The 19,300-nt window shown below is 57.5% G+C and carries 17 protein-coding genes and 1 tRNA gene; 7 read left to right on the forward strand and 11 right to left on the reverse strand.

The features are described 5' to 3' along the window. Window positions 1-41: 41 nt before the first annotated feature. The 5 genes from AC2FLZ_RS05990 to AC2FLZ_RS06010 are packed head-to-tail and all read right to left on the reverse strand — an operon-like array spanning window position 42 to window position 4,090. The gene (locus tag AC2FLZ_RS05990; RefSeq protein WP_496881941.1) at window positions 42-1,214 is read right to left on the reverse strand and encodes a molybdopterin molybdotransferase MoeA; all 1,173 of its coding nucleotides are present in this window, start codon (window positions 1,212-1,214) and stop codon (window positions 42-44) included. Continuing rightward, complete coding sequence (gene moaC / locus AC2FLZ_RS05995; protein ID WP_480472966.1) at window positions 1,211-1,684, reverse strand: cyclic pyranopterin monophosphate synthase MoaC; 474 nt, start codon at window positions 1,682-1,684, stop codon at window positions 1,211-1,213. The genes AC2FLZ_RS05990 and moaC overlap by 4 nt, the downstream gene beginning before the upstream one ends. Next, window positions 1,684-2,496, reverse strand: a complete 813-nt coding sequence (trpC, locus tag AC2FLZ_RS06000; protein ID WP_480621839.1) for an indole-3-glycerol phosphate synthase TrpC — start codon at window positions 2,494-2,496, stop codon at window positions 1,684-1,686. Before trpC ends, moaC begins: the two co-directional genes overlap by 1 nt. Further along, window positions 2,493-3,512, reverse strand: coding sequence for an anthranilate phosphoribosyltransferase (gene trpD / locus AC2FLZ_RS06005; RefSeq protein WP_480553611.1), 1,020 nt, complete (start codon window positions 3,510-3,512; stop codon window positions 2,493-2,495). Before trpD ends, trpC begins: the two co-directional genes overlap by 4 nt. Next, a complete protein-coding gene (locus tag AC2FLZ_RS06010; RefSeq protein WP_496881942.1) occupies window positions 3,509-4,090 on the reverse strand; it encodes an anthranilate synthase component II in 582 nt (193 codons plus the stop codon). Before AC2FLZ_RS06010 ends, trpD begins: the two co-directional genes overlap by 4 nt. A 199-nt stretch (window positions 4,091-4,289) precedes the next feature. Here AC2FLZ_RS06010 and AC2FLZ_RS06015 point away from each other — a divergent pair, with 199 nt between their 5' ends. Then, on the forward strand, window positions 4,290-5,717 hold the full coding sequence (locus AC2FLZ_RS06015) for a divergent polysaccharide deacetylase family protein (protein WP_496881943.1): 1,428 nt from the start codon (window positions 4,290-4,292) through the stop codon (window positions 5,715-5,717). Window positions 5,718-5,761: 44 nt separating this feature from the next. Here the strand turns inward: AC2FLZ_RS06015 and trpE are convergent, their stop codons facing one another. The 5 genes from trpE to fabI form a co-directional block, all read right to left on the reverse strand. Next, window positions 5,762-7,273 carry an anthranilate synthase component I gene (gene trpE, locus AC2FLZ_RS06020; RefSeq protein WP_496822158.1) on the reverse strand — a complete coding sequence of 504 codons (1,512 nt, stop codon included), beginning with the start codon at window positions 7,271-7,273 and terminating at the stop codon, window positions 5,762-5,764. An 11-nt stretch (window positions 7,274-7,284) separates the two neighbouring features. Then, window positions 7,285-9,126: a peptidyl-prolyl cis-trans isomerase gene (locus AC2FLZ_RS06025; protein ID WP_496822160.1), complete on the reverse strand. Its 1,842-nt coding sequence runs from the start codon at window positions 9,124-9,126 to the stop codon at window positions 7,285-7,287. Between the two features lie 80 nt (window positions 9,127-9,206). Then, on the reverse strand, window positions 9,207-10,382 hold the full coding sequence (locus AC2FLZ_RS06030) for an aminotransferase (protein ID WP_480517149.1): 1,176 nt from the start codon (window positions 10,380-10,382) through the stop codon (window positions 9,207-9,209). A 21-nt stretch (window positions 10,383-10,403) separates the two neighbouring features. Continuing rightward, window positions 10,404-10,913, reverse strand: coding sequence for a xanthine phosphoribosyltransferase (gpt, locus tag AC2FLZ_RS06035; RefSeq protein ID WP_480517147.1), 510 nt, complete (start codon window positions 10,911-10,913; stop codon window positions 10,404-10,406). 4 nt (window positions 10,914-10,917) lie between these two features. After that, window positions 10,918-11,724, reverse strand: a complete 807-nt coding sequence (fabI, locus tag AC2FLZ_RS06040) for an enoyl-ACP reductase FabI (RefSeq protein WP_480553605.1) — start codon at window positions 11,722-11,724, stop codon at window positions 10,918-10,920. Between the two features lie 135 nt (window positions 11,725-11,859). Between fabI and pdxH the strand changes: the two genes are divergently transcribed. The 4 genes from pdxH to AC2FLZ_RS06060 all read left to right on the forward strand — a co-directional run bounded on the left by pdxH (window position 11,860) and on the right by AC2FLZ_RS06060 (window position 13,709). Then, on the forward strand, window positions 11,860-12,465 hold the full coding sequence (gene pdxH, locus AC2FLZ_RS06045; RefSeq protein ID WP_480517750.1) for a pyridoxamine 5'-phosphate oxidase: 606 nt from the start codon (window positions 11,860-11,862) through the stop codon (window positions 12,463-12,465). Window positions 12,466-12,607: 142 nt separating this feature from the next. Next, the gene (locus tag AC2FLZ_RS06050) at window positions 12,608-13,114 is read left to right on the forward strand and encodes a cold-shock protein (protein ID WP_480517748.1); all 507 of its coding nucleotides are present in this window, start codon (window positions 12,608-12,610) and stop codon (window positions 13,112-13,114) included. 7 nt (window positions 13,115-13,121) lie between these two features. Further along, on the forward strand, window positions 13,122-13,589 hold the full coding sequence (locus AC2FLZ_RS06055; RefSeq protein WP_480517144.1) for a DUF192 domain-containing protein: 468 nt from the start codon (window positions 13,122-13,124) through the stop codon (window positions 13,587-13,589). Window positions 13,590-13,632: 43 nt separating this feature from the next. After that, window positions 13,633-13,709 (forward strand) — tRNA-Pro (locus AC2FLZ_RS06060). Between the two features lie 14 nt (window positions 13,710-13,723). Here AC2FLZ_RS06060 and AC2FLZ_RS06065 read toward each other — a convergent pair. Continuing rightward, a complete protein-coding gene (locus AC2FLZ_RS06065; RefSeq protein ID WP_480517142.1) occupies window positions 13,724-14,158 on the reverse strand; it encodes a hypothetical protein in 435 nt (144 codons plus the stop codon). 541 nt (window positions 14,159-14,699) lie between these two features. On the opposite strand from AC2FLZ_RS06065, the gene AC2FLZ_RS06070 reads away from it, so the two are divergent. Both AC2FLZ_RS06070 and AC2FLZ_RS06075 read left to right on the forward strand, forming a co-directional pair. Then, complete coding sequence (locus AC2FLZ_RS06070) at window positions 14,700-18,320, forward strand: vitamin B12-dependent ribonucleotide reductase (RefSeq protein ID WP_496808776.1); 3,621 nt, start codon at window positions 14,700-14,702, stop codon at window positions 18,318-18,320. Between the two features lie 537 nt (window positions 18,321-18,857). After that, a complete protein-coding gene (locus AC2FLZ_RS06075; protein ID WP_480472945.1) occupies window positions 18,858-19,103 on the forward strand; it encodes an EF-hand domain-containing protein in 246 nt (81 codons plus the stop codon). Window positions 19,104-19,300: the final 197 nt, after the last annotated feature.

The following is a 19,300-nucleotide window of genomic DNA, read 5'->3' on the forward strand; positions in this document are numbered from 1 at the left end:
TACGCATGTTCACGTTTTGTGTCAATGAATTTGGGCGAAGCTCAGATCGGCAGGTATCGAACCGTTTCCCCGGCCTTGCGGGCGGGGTCGTTCGGGGGACGGACCAAAAGGGCGTTTGCCTGCGCCAGAACGCTGAGCAGAGAGCTGTCCTGATCTGCACAGGCCTGGATACCCGTTTCGCTTAGAACCGCACGCATGTAATGCTCGCGCGGGCCGTTTTGTGACAGTGGTTCGGTCAACCGGGCAGAGCGAAAGGGTGGCAGAACCATTTCCAGCCCCAGCATCCGCCGCACCATCGGGGCAAGGAACAGATAGCCACAGACCATCGCGCTGACCGGGTTCCCCGGAAGCCCGACCATCGCGGTGTCACCCATGCGACCAGCCATCAGAGGTTTTCCGGGGCGCATTCGGATCTTGTAGAAAGACCGATCCATCCCCAGCCCCTGCGAAACGTCAGACACAAGGTCGTAGTCCCCAACCGACGCACCGCCAATCGTCACGACGAGATCGGCCCCTCGTGCCAGGTGAAAAGCCGTTTCAAGTGATGAGACCGTATCCCGTGCAATCGGAAGGACACGAACCACAGCACCGAGCCCCTCAAGCAATGCCCGCAGTCCAAACGTGTTTGACGCGATAATCTGGTCCGGTCCCGGTTCTTCGCCGGGCATGACAAGTTCGTCGCCGGTCGAGATCAGGGCAATGACGGGTTTTCGAAAAACCGGGACCCGCGCGACATTCATCGCAGCCATCAGTGCAATGTCTTCGGCGCGGATCAAACGCGGTGCCGTGATGGGGGTGCCTGTCATAAAATCCACACCGGCAGGGCGGATGTTCGTTTTGGGGCCGGGGTCGTCTGTGATCGTGATCAGATCGCCACGCCGGTCGGTATCTTCCTGAATCACAACGAAATCCGCGCCCTCGGGAACCGGAGCGCCGGTAAAGATACGCACGGCCTGACCGGGGCCCACCGAGCCGTCGAAACGACGACCCGCAGCGGATTCGCCCACCACTTTGAACATGGCATGAAGCTCGACTTCGTCGGCTTTGACGGCATAGCCATCCATCGAAGATGCCGCAAATGGCGGCTGGTCGCGCGTTGCCACAACCTCGTGCGACAGAACACGTCCCGCAGACTGGGCCAGGGGAACCTGTTCCGAAGGTAGAGGGCCGACAAGATCGAACAGCAGGGCGCGCGCTTCTTCGACGGTAATCATTTCGCCTCGTAACGTCCTGATTTTCCGCCGTCTTTAAGACTTAAATGAATGCCGCCAATTTCCATCGCTTTGTCGACGGCTTTGGTCATGTCGTACACAGTCAAGGCCGCGGTGGAAACGGCGGTCAGGGCCTCCATCTCAACTCCGGTTTGACCTGACGTTTTGACCGTTGCTTCGATCTGAACTCCCGGCAGATCCGGGTCGAGGGTCAGTTCAACGGCAACCTTAGTTACTGGCAAAGGATGGCAGAGCGGGATCAGATCCGGCGTCTTTTTTGCCCCCATGATGCCGGCCAGGCGGGCAACGCCCAAAACATCGCCCTTAGCGGCGCGTTGTTCTGAAATGATTTCATAGGTTTCCGGTGCCATCTTAACGTGACCCACAGCCACGGCTAAACGATCTGTGACCTCTTTGCCCGAGACGTCGACCATATGCGCCTGACCTTGAGCATCGAAATGGGTCAGCGGCATCACATTACTCCGGGGATAAGCGGATTGGACAGGATATGGCGGGTGGCCGCTTCGACATCGTCCTGACGCATCAGGCTTTCGCCGATCAAAAAGCACCGGGCGCCATAGCGCGCAATATCCCGCAAATCTTCTGGCGTGCCCAACCCGCTTTCGCAGACGATAGTACGGTCTGCCGGTACCAGTTTGGATAAGCGCCGAGTCGTATCAAGAGTGGTCTCGAAGGTCTTGAGATTGCGGTTGTTTATGCCGATCAATGGACTTTTCAGTTGGGCTGCGCGTTCAAGCTCGGCTTGGTCGTGAACCTCAATCAGAACGTCCATCTCCCAATCGAAAGCGGTTTGTTCCAACTCGGCTGCCTGATCATCACTGACGGATGCCATGATGATCAGAATACAGTCGGCTTCCAAAGCACGTGCCTCGACCACCTGATAAGGGTCATACATGAAATCCTTACGCAAAGCGGGCAGAGATGTCGCGTTACGCGCTTGTGTTAGATATTCCTTGGCACCCTGAAAGCTCGGCGTGTCGGTGAGCACGGACAAACACGTAGCACCGCCTTCTTCATAGGCCTTGGCCAAGGCAGGCGGATCAAAATCTGGCCGGATCAAACCCTTGGAGGGGCTGGCTTTCTTGACCTCGGCAATCAGGCCGTAACCTTGCCGGGACGCAGCTTGAAGAGCTGCGGCAAACCCGCGGGTTTCCGAAGCGGCGCGTGCTTCACTTTCCAGAGTTTCCAAGGACTTATGAGCCTTGTCTGCTGCGATCTCTTCCAGTTTGTAGGCTTTGATCTTGTCCAGAACGGTTTCGGTCATGCGGCCTCCTGAGTCTTGGCGGCCAAGGCCGTGATTTTGTTTTTGGCTTCACCGCTGTCGATGCTCTCGGCGGCCATGGCCACGCCTTCGCGCAGATCACTTGCAGCATCGGCGACAACCAATGCGGCGGCAGAGTTCAGCAAAACGGCGTCACGATACGCTGACCGAGCGCCGTCCAGCAGCGCACGAAATGCGATGGCATTTTCTTCAGGGGTTCCGCCGAGGATGTCTTCGAAAGGGTGCACAGGCAGGCCAGCATCCTCGGGGTGCAGCTCGACCTCTTTGATCACGTCATCTTCTAAAGCGGCGACCCAGCTGATACCGGTGATCGTCAATTCGTCTGTCCCGTCTGATCCGTGCACCAGCCACGCGCGATCTGACCCCAGCAAGCCTAGTGTTTCAGCCATGGGGCGGATCAACTCGCGGCTAAAGGCGCCAGTCAGTTGCCGTTTGACACCGGCAGGGTTGGTCAGTGGGCCAAGGATATTGAAAATCGTGCGCGTTCCCAGCTCCTGCCGCGAAGGCATAACATGCGCAATGGCCGGGTGATGCATCGGCGCCATCATGAATCCGATCCCGACATCTTTCAATGCGCTTTCAACGACTTGCGGGCCAACCATGACGTTGATGCCCATTTGACCCAATGCATCCGCTGCGCCTGATTTGGAACTTAGGTTGCGGTTGCCGTGTTTGGCGACTGTCACGCCAGCGCCTGCGACGACAAAGGCCGTCGCGGTCGAGATATTCAGAGTACCTTTTCCGTCCCCGCCCGTGCCAACGATGTCGATCGCCCCTTCGGGCGCCCGCACGGCATTGCACTTGGCGCGCATCACAGCCGCGGCCGCGGCATATTCATCAACCGTTTCCCCCCTTGTACGCATGGCCATCAACAGCCCGCCAATCTGGCTTGGCGTGGCTTCGCCGTTGAACAGGATGCCAAAGGCAGTCTCGGCCTCTTTACGGGTCAGCGGACGATCGGCGGCTGCTCCAATCAGCGGTTTCAGCGCGTCGCTCATGCGGGGACTTTCAGTTCTTGCAGGAAATTCTTGAGAAGGGCGTGACCATGCTCGGACGCAATCGATTCAGGGTGGAACTGAACACCGTGAATAGGCAGTTCCCTGTGTTGCAGCCCCATGATCGTGCCGTCTTCCAGCTCGGCTGTGATCTCAAGACAGTCGGGCAGCGTCTCGCGCTCGACCACCAGCGAATGGTAACGTGTGGCTTCAAAGGGCGATGGAAGGCCAGCAAAGACGCCTTTTCCGGTGTGGTGCATGATGCCCATTTTGCCGTGCACAATTTCGTGGCATCGTACCACCTTGCCACCGAAAGCCTGTCCGATGGTCTGATGCCCAAGACAAACCCCCAAAAGAGGTGTTTTTGTCTCGGCGGCGGCTTCGGTCAGAGCCAGACAGATGCCCGCCTGATCCGGGTCGCAGGGGCCGGGGCTTAGCAGGATCCCAGCCGGGTTCATGGCCATTGCTTCCTGTACATCCAGCGCATTATTGCGGCGAATGACCATTTCGGCACCAAGTTCGCCCAAATAATGTACCAAATTGTAGGTAAACGAGTCGTAGTTGTCGATCAGCAGCAGCATATGGGCACTTATCTTCGCTTGGGCATTTCGGGCTGGCGATGCAACCCCGGGCCACGGTATAATGTCCGCACATACATGCTCAGGCTTGGGCGGCAGCGTCAAGAGGACATAAGGTTTCTGACGCCTCCAATTGACCGAGCGCCACACCAGATGGCGCAGAGCAGGGCGAGGCAGGGAAAAGAGGCGAAAGGCAGGAAATATGGGCGGATTTTTCGGAGGAATGGTCGCAGGGGCGATCGTTGTTTTGATCTTGGGTGCGGTCGTGTCGCTCAACACGCCGATGGTCAACACACCGGTTGTTGCGACCGAAGCACCAGCGCCGACGATTTCAGAAACACCAGAGGCGCCTACTGAACTTGCCGAGGATGTTTCTGATGCCGATCTGGTGGAACTGGCCCCGCGTGCGCCAGAAGCCGCCGATAATGCCAACGAAGATCTGGCCGATTTGTCCGGGTTGGAAGCGTCATCCGAGCCGCAGCCCAAGATTGGCAAAGTGGTTGAGGCTCCGAACGAGCCCGCTGCAACGGTGGCGACCGAAGTGTCCGTCATGACTGAAGCCCCCGCTGCGCCGCCCGAGCCCAGCCAGGTTCCTGCAGTTCAGCAGGAACAGTCCGTGCCGGTTGTAATTGATGAAACCCCCACGCCGCCGACCGAGTCTGACACAACCGAGGTCGCAGTTCTTGAGCCCGAACCAAATCCGCTGCCACAGGTCGAGGCTGAACCACAAACAAAAGACACTACGACTGATAATTCACTTGAAAGCAGTCCGATTGCGGTGGAAGGGGATGAAGATACCTTGCCCCGTGAGCTTCCGCGTATTGCTGCGCTGCCTCAGATCGGGGGAGAACAGGAAGAAAGTGCCAGTTCGATTGTCGGAAAACGTATCCTGCCGTTGACGGAACGCGATGATGAGCCTGTTGCAGAACAGGCGATTTCCGAACAGCCATCTGCGGAAAAACCGATTGAACGTTTTGCTGCCAAGTTCGAGAACCCGGAATCTAAGCCGCTGATGTCGATCATTCTGATTGATGACGAAGGCGCATTCGGCGCCGAAGCGTTGCAGGATTTCCCTTACCCGATCAGCTTTGCCGTGAACCCGTCTGATCCGGATGCGGCGGAAAAGATGGAACGGCACCGCGCGGCTGGGTTCGAAGTTCTGGCCCTTGCGGACTTGCCCGAGGCAGCAAGCGCGCAGGATGCCGAAGTTTCCCTGTCCGTGTGGCTGGATACATTGCCTGAAACAGTGGGTATTCTGGAAGGCGTGAACAGCGGCATTCAGGGAAACCGCAAGCTGGCCGATCAGGTCGCGGCAATTGCTGCCGGAACCGGACGCGGGTTGATCACACAGGACAATGGGCTGAACACTGTCCAGAAGCTTGCGGTTCGCAATGGCATTCCGTCCAGCGTTGTGTTCCGCGATATCGATGGGGCGCGACAGGATCCCAGAATCATGCGCCGGTTCCTGGATCAGGCCGCGTTCCGGGCGGGTCAGGAAGGAACCGTTGTCATGCTGGGGCGGGTACGGCCAGAGACAATCTCAGCCCTTTTGCTGTGGGGTCTTGAAGATCGCGGGAACCGGGTGGCGATGGCGCCGATCTCGGCCGTCTTGATGAAACAGGTGCAGTGACAGTTTGAATCAGGCGGCGATCTCCTGATCAGCCGCCTTGTTCTTTAACCGTTGCCGTTTCCGGTGAACCGTGCGGCATCTTCCGCTGCGCGCCGAATGGCGTTTGACTTATGAACAGTCTCCATGAACTCGCCCTCGGGGTCGCTGTCATAGACAACACCGCCGCCAGCCTGAATATAGAGTTTCTGATCCTTCACGATGGCGGTGCGCAGGGCAATGCACATGTCCATGTCACCGCCCGCACTGAAATAGCCGACACCTCCACCATAGACGCCGCGTTTTTCCGGCTCAAGCTCGTCAATGATCTCCATCGCGCGCACTTTTGGCGCGCCCGAGACCGTACCTGCGGGCATACCTGCAAAGAAGGCGTCCAGGGCATCCTTGTCTTCCGCCAGCTCGCCCACCACGTTGGACACGATGTGCATCACATGGCTGTAGCGTTCGATGATGAACTCTTCGGTCGGGCGTACAGTGCCGATTTTGGACACGCGGCCGGTATCATTGCGCCCGAGGTCCAGAAGCATGAGGTGTTCGGCCAGCTCTTTCTTGTCGGCCAGCAGGTCAAGCTCGTTCGCCTTGTCTTCCTCGGGGGTCGCGCCTCGGGGACGGGTACCTGCAATCGGGCGAATTGTGACTTCGCTGCCGAACACCCGCACCAAAATCTCGGGGCTGGCACCAACGACCTGAAAACCACCGAAGTTGAAGTAGAACATAAATGGCGAGGGGTTGGTGCGCCGCAGCGAACGATAAAGCGCAAAAGGCGGCAGCGGAAAATCCTGCGTCCAACGCTGCGCCGGAACAACCTGGAAGATATCGCCAGCGCGGATGTATTCCTTGGCCTTTTCAACCGCTTCCATATAGCCCGACTTGGTGAAGTTCGACACCGGTGCCGCAACTTCGCGCGCGTCGCCCAGATCACGGGTTTCGGCGGGCATCGCGCGTTCCAGATCGCGGACCGCATCCATCACACGCTCGGCCGCCTGTGCATAGGCAGCTTTGGCAGATTGACCGTCGCTGGCCCAGGCGGGTGAGACCACCGTCACCTCGCCTTTGACACCATCCAATACTGCGACAACAGACGGGCGCAACATGATCGCATCTGGCAGCCCCAGCGGATCGGGGTTCACGTCCGGCAGGTATTCGACCAGCCGGACCATGTCATAGCCCAGATATCCAAACAGCCCGGCGGCAGCCTGAGGCAGGTCGTCTGGCAGCTCAATACGGCTTTCTGCCAGTAACGCACGCAGGTTGTCCATCGGATTGCCGTCCTGCGCGGCAAAGGCGTCGGCGTCGAACCGCGCCGAACGGTTCAACTCGGACGTTTCACCGTGGCAGCGCCAGATCAGGTCCGGTTTCATGCCGATGATCGAATAGCGGCCACGCACCTCTCCGCCCGTAACCGACTCCAGCATGAACGCATCTTTCTGCGCGCCCGTCAGTTTGAGCATCAGCGACACGGGTGTGTCCAGATCGGCGGCGAGACGTGTGTAAACCACTTGGTTTTCGCCCGCTTCATAGGCGCGCGCGAAGGTATCGAAATCGGGTGTCAGGGCCATCTTGGTCTCGCTTAAAAGCTCGCCTGCACGGCGTTCAGCGCCTGCTGATCCACGACCGGGCGGGCGCGGGTCTGAGCGTCCCGTACGTATGCGTCAAAAATATTTTGCGACAGCGCCTGATCCATCTGCGTAGCCAGTGCGTCGCGCAACCGGCGCAGTTCGTCGGAATCCTCGGGGGGCAGAATCTCGTCCAGACGAACAAGCAAGGCTGCACCATTTCCACCAATTACGCGTAACTCACCGAGTTCCATCTGGAACACTTCGTTCATGAAACTGGCGGGGACGTCATCAAGAAACGCGGTACGCGTCAGCGCGTTTTCAACGCGGAAGGGCAGGCCAGTCGCAGCGAAGTCACCATCAGTGGCCAGTTGGCTCAGTGCGGCGTTTGCTTTGTCCAGCAAGGCTTTATTGGTCTCTGCCTGTACCCAGGCAGCGGCGACACGGTCGCGTGCGCTTTCCAACGGTTCAGGGCGGCGTGGCAGAATGTCGTTCAGGCGCAAGGCAAAGATCGATCCGTCTTCGAGAAATGCGATTTCAGGGAAATCTCCCTCTTGCACGGCTTCGGCGGCCGTGCGGAACCCGTCATAGGCCGCTATGTCCTCGGCGCTGTCGCGGGTCCAGTCAATCTGACCCAGCTCCATTTCGGTTTCATTTGCCAATTCTTCCAGAGTCGCTCCACCAGCCAGCATGTCGTTGACATCTTCGGACTGCGCCTCGATCAGGCGGCGGGCGCGTTCTGTCGCCAGTTCTTCGCGCAGGGCCGGTTCGGCCTCCTCAAAGGGAACGCTGTTTGCAGCCAGGGATCCGTTGATACGGAACAGGGCGGGGCCAAATATCGATGGCAGAGGGCCGACAACGGCGTCAAGTTCTGCCGCGAACACGGCGTCGGCGGCTTCGCCCAGATCCTCACGCGTGAGGTCGCCCAGGTCGATATCCGAAAGCTCCAGATCACGGTCCCGAACCAGTTGTTCAAAAGTCGTGCCCCCGACCTCAAGCTGCGCCTTGGCGTCGTTGGCCGCTTGTTCATCCGGGAAATTCAGGCGCTCGACCAGACGGCGTTCTGGCTGATTATACTCTGCCGACCGCTCTTCAAAAAGTTTTCGCAGAGCCTCTTCGTCAACCTCGACCGTGTCCACCAACATGGCCGGAGACAGAATCGCATACGTCAGCTGTTTCGTGCGGGGCAGGGTGAACTGTTCAGCGTTTTCGTCATAGTAGGTCTGAATCTGCGCGTCAGTCGGTTCGGCCACGGGGGTTTCCAAAGCCTCGGCCCCTGCCGTCGCAACGGTAAAGCTGCGACGGGCACCAATATAGTTGGCCATTGTGTCTGTCACGGTGGCAGGCATTTCCACACCCCCCATGATCGCACCTTGAACGATCGTACGGGCGGATTCTTTGCGCAGGTCCGACTCGAACTCGGAATCCGTCATGCCGACCTGTTCAAGCTGAAAGCGGTATGCCTCACGGTCGAAATTGCCGTCTACGCCTTGAAAGGCCGGGACAGACACGATCTCATTTTGCAGGTTCTCATCCCCTATGGAGATCCCGAGCTGGCTCACCTCGTTGTCCAACGCCGCCAAGGCCGTCAGGCGGGCAAGCGCATTTCGATCCAGCCCCAGATCGCGCGCCTGCGACATTTGCAGGGGCTGACCCGATTGCGCCTCAACCGCGCGGATCTCGCGCTGCAACTCGCGGACAAAGTCATCGATCGAGATGCTTTCATCACCAACTTGCGCCACTGTACGGACTGTGCCGCTCAGGTTGACGGCGCCGAACCCCGCGAGCCCCAGCATCAGCATGCCCATCAGAATCCAGACAAAGGTTTTCGAAAGACTTTTAGCGCCTGCGGCCATGGTGCCCTCTTGTTATTACGGCAGCGTTCTGCCCTGTCGGTTGCCGCCTTGAATACGACGCACACCGCCGGGGGGCAAGCTTAGAAGGACAGGCCCTGCAACCGTTCGAACAATTGGCCCAAACCTGTGCGGTCGAGGTTGGCGAAGGCAATGCGCACTTGCCGTTTCCCGTCCGGGTGGTGATCGGGCATAAACATGGTACCGGGCAATAACAGAACACCGGCTTCACGCACCAAACGCCTGGCAAGTTCGTCGGACGGAATGTCAAACGGGTGCTCCAGATAGGCGAAATACGCCCCAAGTCCCAAAAGGCGCCAACCTTCGGCTTCCAGCGCGGGCATACCCTCAAGGATGGCAGCGCGACGGTCGAGTATTTCGTCGCGTTCGCCTGCCAGCCATTGCGACAAGTTTTGCATACCCCAAAGCGCGGCGAACTGTCCGATCTGACCGGGGCAAATGGCAACGGTGTCGAGAAACTTCTCGACCTCAGCCAGAAGTGCGGGGCCCGTTGCAATGGCACCGACCCTATGACCCGTCAGCCTGTATGCCTTGGAGAAGGAATACAGGTGGATCAGCGTCTGATCCCAGTCTGGTTGCTGGAACAAATCATGTGGCGGCCCGCTGCGACTGTCGAAGTCACGATAGGTTTCGTCGACGATCAGGTAAATCCCGGTTTCGCGCGCCAGCTCAAAGAAGGCGCGGACAAGGTCTGCCGGGTATTCAACGCCGCCGGGATTGTTGGGCGTGACCAGAGCAATTGCGCGTGTTTTGTCCGTTATCAGCGCCCGCGCGCGCTCCGGACCGGGCAGCAAATCGTCGCCGGTCTTCAGGTCCGCCGCCTGAACACCCGACATATCCAGCCACATTTTATGATTGAAATACCATGGGGTTGGTAGAATAACCTCATCCCCTTCACCGGTGATGGCCGATATCACTGCTGAAAACGCCTGATTGCATCCTGAGGTGATAGCAACCTGAGGTGCCTCGACCTTTGCCCCATAATGCGCGCTTATCTGCGCAGCCAGTTCCGTGCGAAGGTCGTCATTTCCCAGCACAGGGCCGTATAGGTGCGCATGGTCTTCGCGCACGGTAAATTCGGCCATAGCCTTGCGCAAGGCCAGTGGCGGCGGGTCAACCGGCGCCGCCTGGCTTACGTTGATCAACGGACGTTCGGGTGGGAACGAAACGCCCTCGACCCATCGGCGCGCTTCCATCACTGGCGGCGCGAATGTTGCGGCGGTACGGCTGAGCGTCATGTGCTGCCTACTGATCTGATTTCAATCGGTGCCCCGATAGGGCTCGACATATTGAAGGGCCATATCCCACGGGAAAAAGATCCACGTGTCCTGACTGACTTCGGTGATGAACGTATCCACCATTGGGCGTCCCTTGGGTTTGGCATAAACCGTCGCAAAATGCGCTTTTGGATACATCTCCCGAACCAGCTCCAATGTTTTTCCGCTGTCTACCAGATCGTCGATGATCAGAATTCCGGTTCCGTCACCCATAAGGTTGGTATCGGGTGCTTTCAGAACTTCCGCCTCACCCTGAGCTTGATGATGGTAGGATTTCACGCTGACCGTATCGACAGTACGAATATCCAGTTCCCGGCTGACGATCATCGCAGGGGCCATGCCGCCACGGGTGATCGCCACAACAGCACGCCAGCTGCCGTCATCGGGGCCTTGCCCATCCAGACGCCACGCCAATGCGCGCGAGTCGCGGTGGATCTGGTCCCAGCTGATGTGAAATCCTTTTTCGTGCGGCAGGCGGTCCTTAGCGCTCATGTTCTTAACCTTTTTCCACGTCTGGGGCGTCAACGGCCTTCATTCCGACAATATGGTAGCCCGAATCCACGTGCAGATTCTCACCGGTGACGCCGCTGCTGAGGTCTGACAACAGGTACAGGGCCGACTTGCCGACATCGTCGATGGTCACGTTGCGGCGCAGCGGAGAGTTGTATTCGTTCCATTTCATGATGTAGCGGAAATCGCCAATACCGCTGGCGGCCAGCGTTTTGATCGGACCGGCCGAAATCGCGTTCACGCGAATGCCGTCCTTGCCCAGGTCCTCCGCCAAATACTTGACCGACGCTTCCAAAGCGGCCTTGGCAACACCCATCACGTTATAGTGGGGCATCACCTGCTCGGCTCCGTAATAGGTCAGCGTTATGGCGCTGCCGCCTTCAGACATCATCTTTTCCGCGCGCTGCATAACTGCGGTGAACGAATAGACGGATACATCCATCGTCAGCGTAAAATTGGCCCGGCTGGTATCCACGTAGCGCCCACGCAGTTCGTTCTTGTCAGAAAAACCGATGGCGTGAACGACAAAGTCCAGCTTGCCCCATTTCTCTTCCAGTGCCGAGAAAAGCCCATCAATTGAAGCCTCATCGCTCACGTCGCAGGGCAGAACGATTTCGCTGCCCAGTTGCGCAGCCAGTGGGTCCACACGTTTCTTTAGGGCGTCACCCTGATAGGAAAAGGCAAGTTCAGCTCCGGCTTCGGACAAGGCGCGGGCGATTCCCCATGCGATAGATTTGTCATTGGCCAGTCCCATGATGAGGCCACGTTTGCCGGCCATCAACTGATTTGACATGTTTGGTTCTCCGCCTGTCTTCGCGTTAGATTGGCATGGTTTATGCCATTGGTAGCGCTGCATCAAGGCCGTGCGCTCTTGCTCGCAGCGGGTTCTCGCCTTAGGCTCGTCATTAATACTTTCCAGGGGATGGAAATGACCGAGCGTGATGGCATCTTTGCTGGCTCCGATCCGTTTGCAATAGCGGCCCGGTGGCTGGCTGAGGCCCAGGAAACCGAATTGAACGATCCGAATGCGATTGCGCTTGCAACCGTTGACCCGGACGGTTTGCCAAATGCACGCATGGTTCTGCTGAAGGAAATCGAAGCGGATTCATTTGTTTTCTATACAAACTACGAAAGCGCCAAAGCGAACGAGCTGGATACGTCCGAAAAAGCCGCATTTGTAATGCATTGGAAATCTTTGCGGCGTCAACTTCGTGTTCGTGGTACAGTATGTCGTGAAAACGGGCCCCAGGCTGATGCGTATTATGCATCGAGGTCACTGAAAAGCCGACTGGGTGCCTGGGCTTCAAAGCAGTCACAACCGCTTTCAAGTCGGACAGCTTTGATGGCAGAGGTCGCGAAAGTGACTGCTAAACTTGGGCCGAATCCACCTCGTCCTCCATTCTGGGGCGGGTACCGATTGACGCCGACAGAGATAGAATTCTGGGCCGATGGAGCGTTCCGCTTGCATGATCGGTTCAGATGGCAACGAATTGAGCCGGGATCGGCATGGCATGTTGAAAGGTTGAATCCATGACGTTCACGTGTCGTGAAATGCAACAAGCAGAAAGTAAACAACTTTTTCGGCTTGAAATTGTCTGCCAATCCCATAAACAACAGACCCTTAACGAACTGCTAAAATTCGCGATGGGAAAACCGTGCCTGAAGACCTGAACAACATGTATCGCGTCCGTGGACACGTAAAATGGTTCGATCCCGCCAAGGGATACGGCTTTGTTGTTTCTGACGAAGGCGGCCCGGATATTCTGTTGCATGTGAACGTATTGCGCAATTTCGGCCAAAGTTCCGTCGCGGACGGAGCAGGTATCGAGATCATGACACACCGCACGGACAGAGGTGTTCAGGCGGTTGAGGTTGTTGCAATCGACCCGCCGGCGCGCGCCGAGTCGATGATGTTGGCCGATTTCGCCGAGTTGGATCCGGACGCTATCACAGAAGCCCCTCTGGAGGCCGCGCGGGTGAAGTGGTTCGACAAAGGCAAGGGCTTCGGGTTCGCAAATGTTTTCGGGCGCGGCGAAGACGTGTTCTTGCATATCGAAGTGTTGCGGCGCTCGGGGCTTGCTGACCTTCAGCCCGGAGAGGCGCTTGCGATGCGCGTAATTGACGGCAAACGTGGCCGAATGGCGGCGCAGGTTCTCGCCTGGGAAGCCGCGCTGGACGGCTGACCGTTCCATGACCCGTTTTCTGGTATTCTGGACGCTTCTGATCACGCTGTGGACGGGGGGGGCGTTTGCTGCGTGCAGCGCCGGCCGTGTCACACTCCGAAACGACAGCGCGACAATCCGATTTGACGTGGAAATGGCGGTTACGCCTCAAGAACGGTCAAAGGGGTTGATGTTTCGCGAGTCGTTGCCGAATCGATCCGGTATGCTGTTCGTGTTCGATCCACCGCAACCTGTCGCGTTTTGGATGAAGAACACGCTGATTCCGCTCGACATGATATTTCTGGACCGTACGGGCACAGTGACACATGTGCATGAGAGTGCGATTCCCGGCGATCTGACACCGATTGAAGGTGGGGATGCCGTTTTTGCGGTGCTGGAAATCAATGCCGGATTGTCCGCGCGCTACTCTATCGGTGTCGGCACTCAGATGCAGCACGAAATTTTTTCGCAAGGTCCTGCGATTTGGCCCTGTTAGGGCTTTTCAAATCAGATTGTCATCGTTAGGAAGGCGCACGGTCCGGGGCGTGGCGCAGTCTGGTAGCGCACCTGTTTTGGGTACAGGGGGTCGTAGGTTCGAATCCTGCCGCCCCGACCACTTCCTTCATATTCTCATGTGGGCGTGCCGCCCATCGCGAGATACAACGAGCTGATCGCCTGATCCAGCACGTCACTTTCCAGTGGAACCTCAACGATTGCGCCGGTTTTCTGCGGCACTTTAAAGTACGATCGTGCGTCGACGCGATAGCCGGACCCTGTTTTAGACGATGTCAGGCGCATGACACTCTGGGGCAGGTCCTGCGGAAATCCGTCATAGTTCAGAATCAAATAGGCAGCCGCTTTTGGGGGCAGATACTCGCTGCATTCAAAAGCCTGTTCGCCGATTTTCTCAAAGACCTTGCCGGGACCAGAACAACTGGTTTCGAATACCTCAAATAACCTTTTGGGATGGGTTTCGAACAGCGCGCTACGAGACGGGGTGGGCGTTTCTTGTGGCGTGCAGGCCACGATACAGGCCAACGCGGGGATAAAGCGAAGCAACTTCATTCGTTTGGCCTTTCTCATTTCGAAGTGAACCTTTGGTCGTTCAGTGTGGGTTCGACAGACCCGGCGAAGCTGATTCCTTTGCAGCCTAACCAGCGAGGTGTTGGTTGATCAAATACAGATAACTATGCTGGCAAAAACGGTAATTCTAATTGAGACTTCGAGTCGTGACCGAAAATTTACCGCAGGCGAGCCTGTGGAGGAATCGTACCCAGAGTTTGACTCCTCTCATGTCTGGGTCTGGTCAACAAAAAAGATTTCAAATTTGGCTGAAAAAGGGCGTTGACCTTCTATGGCAATATACGTCAAATTGTATGAGCCGAAGAGATTGCCACAATATCTGGTGTTCAAGCCGGGACGGCAACAGGCGAGGGTCGGATAAGCACAGTCTATTAACGTGCAGCCGTTGTAACGGCTTTTTCGCTGTCCAAAGCAGCGTCCAGTACCTTTGCGCGCTTCTGTCGGCGTTGCGGGTGGTGCTCCGCAACTCAAAATGTAGTGCCGTGAACCGAAAATTAGGCGGAATTTAACTAGGGCTGCGGACATGAAGATTGAAAGAAAATTCACCAAACCAGATCAGGATGCCTATTCGGAACTGGATTTTGTGTCCGCGACATCTGAAATCCGAAATCCCGATGGAACCATTGTGTTCCGCCTGGAAGGGATCGAAGTTCCGTCAACCTGGTCGCAGGTGGCAAGCGACGTGATTGCCCAGAAGTACTTTCGTAAGGCTGGCGTCCCGTCCAAATTGATCAAAGTTAAGGAAAAAGACGTTCCCGAGTTCCTCTGGCGGTCGGTTCCCGCTGAAGATGCTGAGTTCGAGGGCGAAATTTCCTCAAAGCAGGTCTTTGATCGGCTGGCCGGTGCGTGGGCATACTGGGGGTGGAAAGGTGGCTACTTTTCGACCGAGGAGGATGCGCGCGCCTATTTCGACGAGATGCGGTACATGCTGGCGACTCAGCGCGCCGCGCCAAACAGCCCGCAATGGTTCAATACTGGCCTGCACTGGGCCTATGGAATCGACGGTCCGGCGCAAGGGCACCACTACGTCGACTATAAGACCGGCAAGCTGACCAAATCCAAATCCGCCTACGAGCATCCGCAGCCACATGCCTGCTTCATCCAGTCCGTCGATGATGATCTGGTGAACGAAGGCGGCATCATGGATCTATGGGTGCGCGAGGCACGGTTGTTCAAATACGGCTCGGGCACCGGAACCAATTTCAGCCATCTGCGTGCAGAAGGCGAGGCGCTGTCGGGTGGTGGCAAATCCTCGGGCCTGATGGGCTTTCTCAAGATCGGCGACCGCGCCGCCGGCGCAATCAAATCAGGCGGGACAACCCGTCGGGCAGCGAAGATGGTCATTGTCGATGCGGATCACCCCGATATCGAACAATTCATCGAATGGAAGGTAATCGAAGAGCAGAAAGTGGCCTCGATCGTTGCCGGATCGAAGATGCACGAAAAGATGCTGAACGGTATTTTCGAGGCCATTCGCTCTTGGGACGGTGCGGCCGAGGATGCCTATGATCCAAACAAGAACGAAGCGCTGAGAAAGGCGATCCGCGAGGCGAAAAAGGTCGCAATCCCCGAGACTTACATCAAACGCGTTCTGGATTACGCCAAGCAGGGCCACGACAGCATCGAGTTCCCGACCTATGATACAGACTGGGATTCGGAAGCCTATAGCTCGGTCTCGGGGCAGAATTCGAATAACTCGATCCGCGTGACCAACGGGTTTCTGACTGCTGTCGAGAAAGACGCGGACTGGCAGCTGATCAACCGCACCGATGGCAAAGTCGCAAAGACCGTCAAGGCGCGCGATCTTTGGGAAAAGGTTGGTCACGCCGCATGGGCTTGTGCTGATCCTGGCATCCAGTTCCACGACACGGTCAACGAATGGCACACGTGCCCTGAAGATGGTGAAATTCGCGGATCGAATCCGTGTTCGGAATACATGTTCCTGGATGACACGGCCTGTAACCTGGCCTCGATGAACCTGCTGACCTTCCTCAAGGACGGTGAGTTCCAGGCCGCCGATTACATGCACGCCTCGCGCCTATGGACGCTGACGCTGGAAATCTCGGTGACCATGGCGCAATTCCCGTCAAAGGAAATCGCGCAGCTGTCGTACGACTTCCGCACGCTGGGCCTTGGTTATGCCAACATTGGCGGCCTGTTGATGAACATGGGCTACAGCTATGACTCGGACGAGGGGCGGGCGATCTGCGGTGCGCTGACCGCGATCATGACCGGTGTGGCATATGCCACTTCAGCTGAAATTGCCGGTGAGCTTGGCCCGTTCAAGGGCTACAAGCGCAATGCCGAGCATATGCTGCGCGTCATCCGCAACCACCGCCGCGCGGCGCAGGGTGTGACTGAGGGGTACGAGAAACTGGCCGTCAAGCCGGTGCCTCTGGACCATGGCAACTGCCCCGACAAGCGTTTGGTCGATCTGGCCATGTCCGCTTGGGATGAGGCGCTGAGCCTTGGCGAGCAGAACGGTTACCGCAATGCACAGGCCACGGTGATTGCCCCCACAGGCACCATCGGTCTGGTGATGGATTGCGATACAACGGGGATCGAGCCCGATTTTGCGCTGGTCAAGTTCAAGAAACTGGCAGGCGGCGGTTACTTCAAGATCATCAACCGCTCGGTACCATCTGCGCTGGAAAAGCTGGGCTATTCCTCGTCGCAGATCGAAGAGATCGTATCCTACGCGGTCGGTCACGGCACAATCGGCAATGCGCCGGGGATCAACCACACCTCACTGACTGGCCACGGCTTTGGTGCCAATGAACTGGCCAAGGTGGACGCCGCGCTGGAAAGCGCCTTTGACATCCGGTTCGTCTTCAACCAATGGACATTGGGCGAAGATTTCTGCACCGGTGTTCTGGGCATTCCGGCGACCAAGCTGAATGACCCGACCTTTGATTTGTTGCGCCATCTGGGGTTCACCCGCGCGGATATCGACGCGGCCAACGACCACGTCTGCGGAACCATGACTCTGGAAGGTGCACCGCATCTGAAGGAAGAACACTACGCGATCTTCGACTGCGCCAACCCGTGCGGCAAGAAAGGCAAGCGTTTCCTTGGGGTTGACAGCCACATCACCATGATGGCAGCGGCACAAAGCTTTATCTCGGGTGCGATCAGCAAAACGATCAACATGCCGAATGATGCAACAATCGAAGACTGCCAGAAGGCCTATGAACTTAGCTGGTCGCTGGGTGTGAAAGCCAACGCGCTGTACCGTGACGGCTCGAAACTGTCTCAGCCCCTTGCGGCTGCGCTGGTCGAGGATGATGACGAGGCGGCCGAGGTGCTGGAAAGCGGCTCTGCTCAGGAAAAAGCCGTCGTTCTGGCCGAAAAGGTGATCGAGAAGGTTGTGGTCAAGGAAATTATCCGCAGTCATCGCGAGAAACTGCCGCATCGCCGAAAGGGGTATACACAGAAGGCCATCGTTGGCGGCCACAAGGTTTATCTGCGCACGGGTGAGTTCGAAGACGGTCAACTGGGCGAGATTTTCATCGACATGCACAAGGAAGGTGCTGGCTTCCGGGCGATGATGAACAACTTTGCCATCGCCGTGTCGGTCGGTCTGCAATATGGCGTGCCGCTGGAGGAATTTGTCGACGCCTTCACCTTTACCAAGTTCGAACCGGCAGGGATGGTGCAGGGCAACGACTCGATCAAGAACGCGACGTCGATCCTGGATTACATCTTCCGCGAACTGGCCGTGTCTTATCTGGACCGTACCGATCTGGCCCATGTGAAACCCGAGGGTGCTACCTTTGATGATCTGGGACGCGGTGAAGAGGAAGGCGTTTCCAACGTCTCGGAAATCAGTGAAACTGCGGCGTCCAAGTCGTTGGAAGTGTTAAAACAAATCAGTTCAACCGGGTATCTGCGCAAGCGTCTGCCGCAGGATCTGATGGTGTTCAACGGCAGTTATGGTGACGTGGCCGGTTTAGCAGAAACAGCAACTGTCTTTGAAGCGCCTGCCACCGAAACGGCAGTGGCAACAGGGATGGACGCCCGCACCAAAGCCAAGATGCAGGGCTATGAGGGCGACCCCTGCGGCGAGTGCGGAAACTACACGCTGGTACGAAACGGAACTTGCATGAAGTGCAACACCTGCGGCGCGACAAGCGGGTGTAGCTGAATTTAACGCCCTGGCACCCCGGGGCGTAGGGGTCGGACGCTGCCCTAAGTAACCGACCCCGACGAATACGGAGAACAGGTCTGTTACCGACTGACCATTCTCCACTCGGCCGACATGCCCGTGTTGGCCGGGAACAGGGTGGGGCGGAATATTTGCTCCTTCCCACTCTTTCACGGGGCGGGTGCGCTCGCCCCATGCGCAGTCCAGGCCGCAGGCAAAAAAACACCGGGCGGTCAACGAAATGAGCCTGGAAGGCGAAACTGACAGGGGGCTTCGGCCCCCTTTCTTTTTACCCGCCGAGTCGTCCCGGATAAGCGCCACATTGCCGGATTGAGGTGGTCCTGTCGGGCAAGAGCCGCCGATACAGGTTTTGCCGCCTTCTTCAGGCGGAGGGCCGCAAACCCGACTCGGGCAAACACGCGAAGATTGGCGTGAAATCACGAAGTTCTACCAAAGCGCGTGACGCGCCGGGGTGTCCATGTGCTTCTGGGCGCTGTCCGGACGTAAACACAAACACACCTTTCAGGAGGCACTGAAATGAAATCGCATTATTTGATCGGGCTTTCCGTGGCCGTTCTGGGCTTGCCCGGCGTTGCTTCGGCCCAATCCTCAGCCGATACCAACGGTGATGGTCTTTTGACCATCGAGGAAATTCAGGCAGTCGTACCGGAAATCAACGCTGACACTTTCTCGGCCATGGATGCCAATGGTGACGGAGCGTTGGATGCAGACGAGGTCGCGATCGCGCAGGAGGCAGGATTGCTGCCGCCCAGCGACGGGTAGGCATCGAATGAACAGGCGGCCCGATCCATTTCGGGCCGCCTTTTCCATCACCTTAGGCGGGAAGATGGATTTTGAATTTTTTCCGAATCTCGGCGTCCAGAACCGGGTCGAACCTTGCAGGGGAAGGGGTGGAAAGGATTTCCTCTTTCCGGGCTACGGCTTTTTCCACCAGATCGGGCTTGCCAAGCTCCACCCAC

This window comes from Ruegeria sp. YKSF131 (genome assembly GCF_059612645.1).